The organism is Catenovulum adriaticum (assembly GCF_026725475.1).
In the GTDB taxonomy this organism is placed as follows: Bacteria; Pseudomonadota; Gammaproteobacteria; order Enterobacterales; family Alteromonadaceae; genus Catenovulum; species Catenovulum adriaticum.
The window spans coordinates 402,543-413,423 of sequence record NZ_CP109967.1; the positions used below are offsets into that span (position 1 = coordinate 402,543).

Here is a 10,881-nt window from a genome sequence, read left to right on the forward strand (position 1 = left end):
GTAAAGCCATAGGTGATTGTAAAAACCATGGCTTTGTCTTTTACTCACAAAAGTTAAGTTGGCATGGTTGATTTCACAATCGCTCGTTCGCGGTGTAAATCGACTGCGGCCAATAAATCTTTATAGGGTGTTAAATCGTATAAATTTCTAAATTCTACCCAATTTACGAACGAGACAAGTGCAATACTGGCATAGCCCCAATGGTTAAACCCGCCCTGCTTAGCTTGCTCATTTAACCAAGTTAACACATCAGGAATGCGCTCTAGCTGTAATTGAAAAATTAATTTATCTTTAGAAATTTCAAATTCAGATCGCTTGCCATAAAAAATAACGATCAGCGAGTCAACTACTGCGTCTACCCCACTCACTAAATTAAGTTCGTCGAAACTGGGTGGCGCTAAATTAAATTTATGCTGAAGATACTGAGCAATTACATGAGAGTCATATAATTTTTGCTCACCATTGATCATCATCGGCATTTTTTTTAGTGGGTTTAGTTTAGCGTACTCAGCCCTTGCCTCATCATTGTATAAGTCAACAACTTCAAACTGATAGTCTTGTCCTTCAAGTAACATTCTAATCCGGCGAACATAAGGTGAAGGAATCGAGCCGTACAAAGTAATAGCCATAAATGAGTGCCTTTTAAGTGTGGTATCAATAGCGATTGACATAAAAACTAATCAACTGAATGTAAGCATTAATGTATGGATGATTTGTTTTAACCCAATGGTTACGCGAAAATTTTTCTAATTAAGTTTTCGCTCATGTCCTTAAATTTGGAGCAATAGACTATAGTCTAATAAAGATTATCCAAGCCGCGTGAGTCTAAGGTTAATATATGAATTTACGTCACCGTCATTTTATATCCATATTCGTGTTTAATTTTAGTTTGCTTTTTAGTGGCTGCCTGACAGCTAAATCTGTAGATATTAATATTAGCGTTTCTCACGCGGTTTACCTGACTTATCAAAAATGGACACAAAATACATCTTGTGCACAAATAGACACATTTAGCGGTGACTTTGTACCGCGTAGTGCAATTGAACTCGTTATTTTTTGCAAAGCGTTGCAAGCATCGGGGCTAGAGTACAAATTAAATATAATAGAATCAGGCAATTATTCTCGTAATTTATGGCTTCTAATCAATCAAGGATTTCACTCAGTTGGAGAAACCGTTTGGCGCAAAGAAGCAGAAAACATAGCCGTTTATATCAGTGAACCTATTTTTGCCAAAAATGAATTTGAAAAGGCTTTATTCACTACCAGGAATCATCAGTTGTTAAGCATTCCACCAACTCTACTTGCCAAACAATTAAAACACTTTGTCGGTATAACACCTCAACATTGGATTTACGACTGGCAAGCACTAGAAAAAATAACCCCCATTCGAGTAGATGCACCCAATCAAATTTCCATTCATCGAATGTTACTAGCTAAACGAGCCGATTTTTGCTTTGGTGAATTTAGTCACTCAATGAATTTTCAGTTTGAAGATATGTCACTCGTAAATTTACCCGGTGTAAAAATTGTTTTTCCTGATAGCCGCCATTTTATCATTACCAAACAAGCGCCCAATGCAAAACAGATTTTTGAGGCACTAAATAAAGGCATTGTTATCTTAAAAAAACAAAATGTAATAGATAAAATTTGGGTTAATACTGGTGTAATTAATCCATTAGCTAAAAAGTGGCTCACACTAAATCAATAAGCAGTATCTTAATTAAAAAAATGGCTTAGCAAATTAAATTGCTAAGCCATTAGTATTAATCCTGTTTACTTATTATGTCTGGTGCTTAGTATACAAACAGACCAATCATTAATTAAGCTGCCTTATCACCGCCAATTAATTCTTCAATTTCTTCAATGGTTTTACCTTTGGTTTCAGGCGTAATTTTAGCCATAACTGCAAATCCAAGTAAACAAAAAGCGCCATAAGCTAAAAAGGTATAAGTTGCACCTAAGTTTTCAAGCTGCCATGGGAATAAGGTTGGTACCACAATACCACCAAAAATAGTGGCAACTAAGGCACTTGAGGTGATGGCTACAGCACGCACTTTAGTTGGGAAAATTTCAGAAAATAAAATCCATAAAATAGGCCCTAACGAAAAGTTATACGAACAAACAAATGCAATAATCCCAACTAAAACTAACATGCCTTGTATGTCGGTGCTTTGTAGTAATAAATCATTCTCAATTAAAGCAAAACTATCGCGACCAATAGCATCAATTACCGCCGTTTTAAAATTAATATCGCTGGTATATTCCATGCCAATCAATGGTGTAAGCGCCGAGGTATCTACACTGGTAGATAAACTATTGATTGCTTCCGCGCTAATCATATAGGTGGCATCATAAAATCCGTAAGTAACCAGACCCATACTAATTGCACAAGTGACTAAACCACCTAATAATATTTTACGACGTCCTAGCTTATCAATCAGTAATAAAGCCATTACTGTAAATACAGTACCAATTAAACTCACCCAGATAGATTGTAAAAATGCAGATTCACCACCACCAACTTGTTGGAAAATCATGGGCATAAAGGCCAGTACGGCATTCATACCAGATAAAGATTGAATAATGGCCATAAATACGCCAATTAACAACGCCATTCGCATGCTTTTGCTAAAGAGCGCTTTTAATTGCTCACCATAACTTAACGAGTGCTCGGTATTTTCTAAACTATGAACAATTTGATTAAATTGTGTTTCGACTTCGTTTGCAGGCACCAATTTTTTAATAACTGAATGTGCTTTCTCTTTACTATGGTTAAGCATTAACCATCTTGGACTTTCAGGAATAAAGAAGAGCAATACAAACCAAATCACAGCTGGAATTGTTTCTAAACCTAACATCCAACGCCATACATTAGCTTCATCCAAACCTATCATTTGTGACCAAGATTGACCGGCATTCGCAATTTCAACTAGATAATAATTTAAAATGGTTGCAGCTAAAATACCTAGTACAATATTAAGCTGATTTAAACCTACTAATTTACCACGCATTCTAGGCGGGGCAATTTCACCAATATACATAGAGGCCAAACTGAGTGAAGTAAACGCTAAACCACCTACCAAACGAGCTGAAAATAAACCAAAATAACTGGTTGCAAACGCGGAACCTATGGCTGAAATAACATACAAGCCCGCAATAATCATTAAGGTACGTTTACGGCCAAGTTTGTCACAAAAATAACCCGCAACGAGTAACGCGATTAAAGCACCATAGTTAGGTGCTGCTGCAATATTGCCTTTTTCAATTGCGGTTAATCCAAATTCAATACTGGTATATTGAAAGGTCCCGGATATCAGCATGATATCCAGACCAAAAATAAAGCCGCCTATGGAGACAATAAAGGCATAAAAAAGTGCGTTTCGACTTGATTGATACATTTTAAAATACTTCTCTATTTATATTACGTTTAATTGGCTTAACTTGAATGTATATTCAGTTTAGTGTGGATTAATGTAAACACCCGCCCCCTATTGTTAAATAAACGTATCAATTTGACAACTTATTTTGTCTTAAATTTTCAGTTTATTGTCAACATTATACAATTTAAACAATAAAATAGCCAGTCACCTATCCAAGTGTTTAACTTTTAAGAAACGAATTAGACGACAATTCTACTTTTCTTAAGTTGCCACTTTATTTTTATACAAATAAAATATTCATATAAAAACAAAATAAACTTGAATTAATTGTCAACATCATACATTATTACAGACAGTACACCTCAACTTGGAATGATAATTTAGCTAAGTTATTGAATAATTTATGTTTACAATAAATAACCAATAACAAGCCAGTTATTATTGCAAGTTGAGGTTAAATGTCACACTAACTCGGAGCTTTTAAAATGAGTACACAAATATTAACACCTGAACAAATTAACGACTTCCATCGTGATGGGTATGTCATCGCACGTGGATTTTATTCAACAGAAGAAATTGAACGTTTACAGCAAAGAGCATTTAATGATGACTCGTTAAATGAAAGAGCTTGGCACAAAAAAGATGCTTCAGGCACCGTTAGTAAAGTGTGCTTATGGCAAGATGCAGGTGATGATTTATACGGTATGTTTGCGCGTGGCCGCCGGATGGTTGACTCAGTAGAGAAAATTCTAGGTGAAGAAATTTATCACACCAGTACAAAAGTGATGATGAAAGAACCATTCGTTGGAGGTGCTTGGGAATGGCATCAAGATTTTGGTTACTGGCACAGAGACAACTTTTATTTATACCCACTGCAAGTGAGTGTTATGGTTGCGATTAACCGAGCAAATAAAGAAAATGGCTGTCTGCAAGTATTAAAAGGTTCACACCATATTGGCCGAATCGATCACAATAAAACCGGCGATCAAAAAGGTGCAGATATGCTATTTGTTGAAGAAGCATTAAAACATCACGAACTAATTGATGTTGAGTTAGCACCGGGCGATACATTATTTTTCCATTGCAACTTATTACATAAATCGAACCAAAACCAATCGTCTGAGCCCAGATGGTCAATGATTAGTGCATTTAATGCAAAACGTAATGTCTCGTTTAAAGAAAATGAAGCTGTCTATTATCCGCTTCATAAACTGAACGACGATGCGATTATGAAGTGGCAAGCAAACGAAACCGCTTAACCATTAAGCTCAGTTTGTTCCCTGTAACAAACTGCCACTAACCAATCCCCAGCAAAAAGCCGATGATGCTTAGCTTTAGTATCATCGGCTTTTTTATTTTAAATTTTCCTAGTCTGTCTTTTTAACCCCACAGCCATGTGTAGGCGCGAAGCTTGCTCGCGCGGTTTTAATTTATATACAAAATTTGATAACGCTGAGTTATTTTATCTTTTCCAATTTAAATGGATAAGTATTATTAGCACGCCATTGACCCACATATAAATTTCCGTCGTCGTCAATTGCGATACCATGTACATGGTTAAATATGTCCCAGGTGCTGACCATAGGTTGCAACGCTCCATTTATATATTCAGGTTGCGTACCACCTAAGTTAGCCACTATTTGATTATTTTTATCAAACACTGAAATAAATCCCGAATCGACCGCATTTTCATCGTTATAATGTGACCAACATACAGGTGCAAAAAAGTGATCGCCGCTATAAACAGGCCCCCCAATGTAAGCGCCTGGGGTTTCAATTTTTTCAATAAATTGGCCGTCTAAAGTAAAGCGTTTGAGCGCTTGTTCAAATCGAGAGCTGACAATTAAATGTGGGTTTTCAGGTGAGCGTAAATCAACAGAAACGCCATGTGTATTCACTAAGTTATAATTTGGATCACTATTATCTTGACCGCCCCAATGGCGAATATAGCGTCCGTTTGAGTCATACTGAATTAAATAATCTGATCCATAACCATCCGTCACGTATAAATCACCGTTTGGTGCTATCGCGATATCAGTTGGTCTAAAAGGCTGATCTGGGGTGTATATACCAATGGTTTGTGGATGTGAAATGGTAAATAATACGCGCCCATCCATTGACAACTTAGCAATAAAACCGGCTTGAGCTATCACTTTATTATAAGGCGAATCCCACTCATTATATGATTTTCCGTCCCAATGACGATTGCTAATCCAACCTGAATCAACCACATACATAAAATCCTCACCGTTTTCATTCACAATTTTAATTGAATGCGCACCCGGAAATTGGCTTCCCCAAGCGTCAAGTAACTCGCCCTCTTTGCTGTATACGATAAAGTTATTTTGCGGGTGATCGGTCACCATAATTAAACGGCCTTTTGAATCAAATGCCATGTCATGGCAATTTTCAACTGGCGTTTGCTTGGCGTTTAAACGGCCCCACTGCGTATTAACTCGGTATTGAAAATCGCCTTGACCGATAATTTGGCCATGCGGATCACAACCTGATTGCGGGGTAGGATTAAGTGAATTTGATTTTAAATCTGTCATTGGCAATGTACCTTAAACTAATGGTATTTGTTTGGCTTAATATCAACTTAGGTGATGAATAAGCTCAAACTAACGTATTAAACTTATTCAATAACTTAAAGCTTACTTAATAATAGCTTAAATTAAATGTTAACAATAACCAATGGTACATGATTTAAATATAAATATAAAATTTATAAAAGAATATAAATAACCTAAACTCTAAGTAACGAATTGCTTTCTAGTGGCTTTTTTTACTTACTACTTCGTTAAATAAGCAAAATCGGAGCAAGTTAAAAACTGGCTCCGATTTAAAATTACTTAACCGTTAACTTTTTCACGGCTGTGATACCGTCCGTATAAAAAGTTGGATTACGGTTGCTTGCAATTGGTTCTGCATCGTCCCATGAGTAAACGCTAATTTCGACTTTTCCTGCTTTATGGCCAGTGACTTCACCAAACTTATTCACGCTGGCAATATTAGAATCGCTAGACACCCATACCACACCGTCACGTTTGGCATTTTTTGGCCATACTTGAGCATTTAAGTTTATCGTTTCGCCTACAGATAAACTTGATTTATCCGATGTTATCGCCAGTTTATTCACTCTAACGAGCTCGTTTTCTGCCAACACTTTACCTAATTCTGTATAAGCTTTGTGTTGTTCTGGCGTTAAATTGTTAATATTAAGGCCACTGTACCGACGTAGGCCCCAACGTAATTCTACATAGCGGTCACCTTCGCGTTCTAACAAATCTGTGCGTAAATCAAAAAATCGGCCGTTAGGAAAATATCGGCTCGGGCCATAACGTTTAAAATTTTTGTTAAACGCAAATCGAATTTTGACTGGATCAGTTTCCGCTGTATATTTTTCGTTACCAATAAACCAGCTATATATATTATCTCTAGGTTCACCCGAGGCGCCCATTGCTTGCTGCCAAAAACTAATACCATCTAAATCTGTGGCTTGTGGTATTTCAATACCCGCCGCTTCCGCAATAGTTGGAAATACATCGGTTAGATAAACCAAACCATCATAACCACGAGTATCGTTAGATTCAGCTGGAATGGTGCCTGGTTGATTTAACACCATGCCAACATGTAATCCATTATCAGCGTTGCCACCTTTTCTACCCGGGTAAACACTGCCATCAGGCATCACATGTGCAAAAATTTCTTTGGTGCCATTGTCACCCATGACCATAATTAAAGTTTCTTCTCGTAACCCCAGCTCATCAATTTTGTTAACCACTTTACCAATTAATTTATCTGTGTATTCAATCATGTCAATAATGTATTTAGGATCATCGCCTGTCGCACCATTTCGGCTATGCGGCGTTTCATCAAAATTATCAAAAATCGAATTAGGTTTAGTGTCTGGCGTGGGTTTATGATCATCATGAACCAGCGCCATTGGGTAATATAAGAAAAAAGGTTTATCTTTGTTACCTTCTATAAATTGTAAAGCGTGACGGTTAAAAATATCGGGGCCGTACCATCTTCTACCCGTTTCTGGATCAAGATCAGTACGCCCTTGGTAGTTTTTAATTTCGCCGTTAATGACTAAGTTTGGGTTAATAAAACGCTGACCTTCATCAACCACATCAAACGCGACATAATCGTCCCAACCAAATTCTGAAATATAGTCTTTGCCAGCAATTTCTTTGGTACCACGTGTCTGTTTCCACTTACCATACATGCCTGTGGTGTAGCCAGCTTTTTGAAAAACATCACCGAAGGTAATATCAGATGCATGTTGTGATTTTGGACGAAGGTAGTTTCGATCGTTATTTTTACCGCTCATTAAAGCAATGCGCGTATTTTCGCAAATAGGATGCGTAAACGCATTTTCTACCCGCAAACCGCTTTGTGCTAGAGCATCTATATTAGGCGTGCTAAATTTTTTATCAGGAAAGTGGCCTCTTACTGAGCGAATCACATTTGAGCCATATGTGGTCATGCCATAATGACTTAAATCGTCAATTAAAATCAGAACCACATTGGGCTTATCACCTGCTTTTAATATCGGGCTGACAAGTTCAGCTTCTGATGTTTGCTCAGTTGATGAAGCAGCCGAATCAACTGAATTAAATTTTGTTTGATTGGTGCCAGTTTGGCTACACGCTGACAGGATAATAGCCGAGCATAAACCTGTGATTAAATGCTGATACTTTGATTTAACTTTTGATTTAATTAAGGTTTTAAATCTACCTTGTTTGTCAATCTTACTCATACGATATAACCTAATTTTGATTAGTGAAATTGGCTGACTTATTAACTTTAATTACAAAGCTTGATAAATATTTGATAAATCAAGCGGATCCTTTAACTCGGCTTGTAATGCCATTAATGATTTAAATAAGTCTTTAGTTTTTTGTTGGTAATCTGGCTGTTGGGCAAGATCCTTTAATTCCTGTGGATCACTCGCTAAATGATACAAACGAACAACCTGCGCTTTCGGATATACGATTAATTTATAGCCATCTTGCTTAATCATGCGCTGTAAATCGATATAGCCACCATATATTTGAGGGTAATTAGATTCAGTTTGCTGACCACGAGCCAAGGGTAAAACTGAATTAAAAAACACATGTTCTGGCTTTTTACCGCCCGCTAAATCTAATGCGGTTGCCATTGCGTCCTGAATATAAATATCTGAATCATTAACAACCCCTTGATCAAGATCTGGACCTGTTATAATAAAAGGGGCTCGTACACTGTGCTCATATAGGTTCTGTTTGCCAAATAAACCATGTTCACCCACAGCTAAACCATGATCTGACGTAAAAATAAGATACGTATTATCCATAACTTTAGCAGCATTCAAGGCGGCTAAAATATCACCAATTTGCTTGTCCATATGCGAAATAGATGCATAATATTCTTTAATATGGGTTTGAACCGCAAATTCAGTTCGAGGAAAAGGGGCCAGTGCTGAATCACGCAAACTAGGTCCATTGCCTATTTGTTCTTGATATGGATATTTAGGTAAGAAACTCTCAGGCACTTTTATTTGCTCCACCGCATACCAATCTTGATAGGCTTGAGGCGCCTGACGTGGATCATGCGGAGCATTAAAAGCAATATACATGAAAAAAGGCGTTTCTTTTTGACTGGCCTGTTTAATAAATTCAATCGCATCATCACGAACCACTTCACTCCAGTGTGTTCCCCCTTCGTAATAACCACCAAATCGAATATCTGTAGGTGACCATGAATCATCATTAGCTGACAAAGGCCGATTATAGCCAACTGGCATAAAATCAGCGTAGCTATCATATTTGCCTTTCGCTAAATCTGAAAAATGATTAACCATTGTAGGAAAATCCCAAGCATCTTGTGGCATACCCGCTCGCACATGCTTTACATGGTCAAATACGGCCTCCGCTTTTATATGAACATGCCACTTGCCTGTCATATAGGTTTGATAGCCTCTGGCTTTCATTTGATTTGCCCAGGTGGTTTTTATACGAGTGGCTTTATTTTGTGGTTTTTCTAATGCTTTTGCTTGCCATAAAGATCGGCCTGTATTGAACATAGCGCGCGAAGCTAAGCAAACAGCGCCATTCCAGCCGCCCATGTTATATGCATGGCTAAAAGTAACACCTTGCTTTGCCAATGCATTAATATTGGGGCTAATAATTTGGGTGTTGCCTAAACTTGCTAAACTATTTACAGATTGATCATCAGACAAAATAAAAACAATATTTGGTTTAGCTCTGTTTTTAGCTTGCCCTACTGCAGCGCCATTGGAATGATAATGCTTGTTTGGCTTTCTCGTTTGTTCTTGAGCACTAGCTTGCTGCCAGCCCATGAATACATTAAATGGTAAGCCAATTAATAACAGACATTTAATAAAATCTCTTAAACGGCTTTGTATCTTGAATTCAAGTATTAATTGGCTTAATCTCATTGCTATGCTCTTATAATTTTAAATCGGCTTTTATTCTGCAACTAGCTTATAAGCTCGTATCCATTCAACCTGCATCGCATTGCTACCATCTGTTGCAGCAAGCTCTTGTGGGGTCGGTGTGCCGGGTTTACCGTCGCCCCAATTCCAAATTTCAGTATCCATAAATAAGGTCATGGTTTCGTTAAACGGAGCCGGAAATTCGAGTTTATCCGTTTGTGGGTGGCCAGGTTCTTTAACTCGGTGAAAGTCACTTACCCGTTTACCATCTAAATAGATATAAGCATAATCTTCATTTACCCACCAAATACCGTAAGTATGCCAGCCATGTGCTGCGCCATCAGGTGCTTGCTCATTTTTTATAGCGGCTAATTCAATCGGGCCATTTAAATAACCAGGTTTGCCAAAACCATTTGGAAAATAATGAAAGTTAGTACTTAATCCTTTTTCAAAGTTTTTAGCGCCTTTTTTGGGTGCGCCGATGGCTTCGATGACATCAATTTCGCTAAATCGACCTTGCATCCAAAAAGCAGATGTCGTCGCTAACATAGATGCTTTCATTTTAACTTCGTAATATCCATACGAAATAGGCTGTTTAGATGAAACAACCGAGGTACCAACCCACTTTTCTTTTGAGGGGCCATTCGCTTTGCTGTATAAAAATAATTTACTATCTTTAATTTCAACGTTTTCGGTGTCATCGGCATGCTCGGCTTCAACGTAAGCACCTGGACGGTTCTCACCTGAACCATTCCACCAATTATGTTGCGCTTGCCATTTAGTTGCATCCCAATTCTCAAATTCGTCACTAAATTGAGAATTGAGTTGCCATTTCATCCCCGCAGGCGGTGTAGGTAGCTGTGCTAATTCGCTGCCCCACTCATAACCGACATCTAGTTGAGTTTGATCAGTTGAACTATTGTGAAAAGGCGGCAGTGAACACGATAGCAGTGTGCTGCTCAATACCACACTCATCGCGGCTAAACTCATTGTTTTATTTAATTGATACATAAGTAGACCTTATAAAAAACTGCCACCTTTCATAAAATAAGTGGCAGT

Annotated in this window: 8 protein-coding genes; 2 read left to right on the forward strand and 6 right to left on the reverse strand. The window is 37.7% G+C overall.

Features of this window, described 5'->3' with window-relative positions; translation table 11 throughout:
• Nucleotides 1-53: 53 nt before the first annotated feature.
• Nucleotides 54-671: a glutathione S-transferase family protein gene (locus OLW01_RS17570; RefSeq protein ID WP_268076807.1), complete on the reverse strand. Its 618-nt coding sequence runs from the start codon at nucleotides 669-671 to the stop codon at nucleotides 54-56.
• Between the two features lie 167 nt (nucleotides 672-838).
• On the opposite strand from OLW01_RS17570, the gene OLW01_RS17575 reads away from it, so the two are divergent.
• Entirely contained in the window at nucleotides 839-1,708 is an 870-nt protein-coding gene (locus OLW01_RS17575; RefSeq protein ID WP_268076808.1) for a hypothetical protein, read from the forward strand.
• 112 nt (nucleotides 1,709-1,820) lie between these two features.
• Here OLW01_RS17575 and OLW01_RS17580 read toward each other — a convergent pair whose 3' ends face one another.
• The gene (locus OLW01_RS17580; protein ID WP_268076809.1) at nucleotides 1,821-3,398 is read right to left on the reverse strand and encodes a sugar porter family MFS transporter; all 1,578 of its coding nucleotides are present in this window, start codon (nucleotides 3,396-3,398) and stop codon (nucleotides 1,821-1,823) included.
• Between the two features lie 467 nt (nucleotides 3,399-3,865).
• Here OLW01_RS17580 and OLW01_RS17585 point away from each other — a divergent pair, with 467 nt between their 5' ends.
• Entirely contained in the window at nucleotides 3,866-4,639 is a 774-nt protein-coding gene (locus OLW01_RS17585; protein WP_268076810.1) for a phytanoyl-CoA dioxygenase family protein, read from the forward strand.
• A gap of 198 nt (nucleotides 4,640-4,837) precedes the next feature.
• On the opposite strand, the gene OLW01_RS17590 is transcribed toward OLW01_RS17585, so the two are convergent.
• From OLW01_RS17590 to OLW01_RS17605, 4 genes are all read right to left on the reverse strand, one after another.
• Nucleotides 4,838-5,932, reverse strand: a complete 1,095-nt coding sequence (locus OLW01_RS17590) for an NHL repeat-containing protein (protein WP_268076811.1) — start codon at nucleotides 5,930-5,932, stop codon at nucleotides 4,838-4,840.
• 296 nt (nucleotides 5,933-6,228) lie between these two features.
• Nucleotides 6,229-8,145 carry a sulfatase-like hydrolase/transferase gene (locus OLW01_RS17595; RefSeq protein WP_268076812.1) on the reverse strand — a complete coding sequence of 639 codons (1,917 nt, stop codon included), beginning with the start codon at nucleotides 8,143-8,145 and terminating at the stop codon, nucleotides 6,229-6,231.
• A gap of 51 nt (nucleotides 8,146-8,196) precedes the next feature.
• Entirely contained in the window at nucleotides 8,197-9,825 is a 1,629-nt protein-coding gene (locus tag OLW01_RS17600; RefSeq protein ID WP_268076813.1) for a sulfatase family protein, read from the reverse strand.
• A 30-nt stretch (nucleotides 9,826-9,855) separates the two neighbouring features.
• Nucleotides 9,856-10,833 carry a family 16 glycosylhydrolase gene (locus OLW01_RS17605; protein ID WP_268076814.1) on the reverse strand — a complete coding sequence of 326 codons (978 nt, stop codon included), beginning with the start codon at nucleotides 10,831-10,833 and terminating at the stop codon, nucleotides 9,856-9,858.
• Nucleotides 10,834-10,881: the final 48 nt, after the last annotated feature.

Excerpts from the sequence above, each read along its gene's own strand:
- OLW01_RS17570 (WP_268076807.1), bottom strand. The coding sequence starts at position 671 with ATGTCAATCGCTATTGATACCACACTTAAAAGGCACTCATTTATGGCT.
- OLW01_RS17580 (WP_268076809.1), bottom strand. The coding sequence starts at position 3,398 with ATGTATCAATCAAGTCGAAACGCACTTTTTTATGCCTTTATTGTCTCC.
- OLW01_RS17575 (WP_268076808.1), top strand. The coding sequence starts at position 839 with ATGAATTTACGTCACCGTCATTTTATATCCATATTCGTGTTTAATTTT.
- OLW01_RS17585 (WP_268076810.1), top strand. The coding sequence starts at position 3,866 with ATGAGTACACAAATATTAACACCTGAACAAATTAACGACTTCCATCGT.
- OLW01_RS17595 (WP_268076812.1), bottom strand. The coding sequence starts at position 8,145 with ATGAGTAAGATTGACAAACAAGGTAGATTTAAAACCTTAATTAAATCA.
- OLW01_RS17605 (WP_268076814.1), bottom strand. The coding sequence starts at position 10,833 with ATGTATCAATTAAATAAAACAATGAGTTTAGCCGCGATGAGTGTGGTA.
- OLW01_RS17600 (WP_268076813.1), bottom strand. The coding sequence starts at position 9,825 with ATGAGATTAAGCCAATTAATACTTGAATTCAAGATACAAAGCCGTTTA.
- OLW01_RS17590 (WP_268076811.1), bottom strand. The coding sequence starts at position 5,932 with ATGACAGATTTAAAATCAAATTCACTTAATCCTACCCCGCAATCAGGT.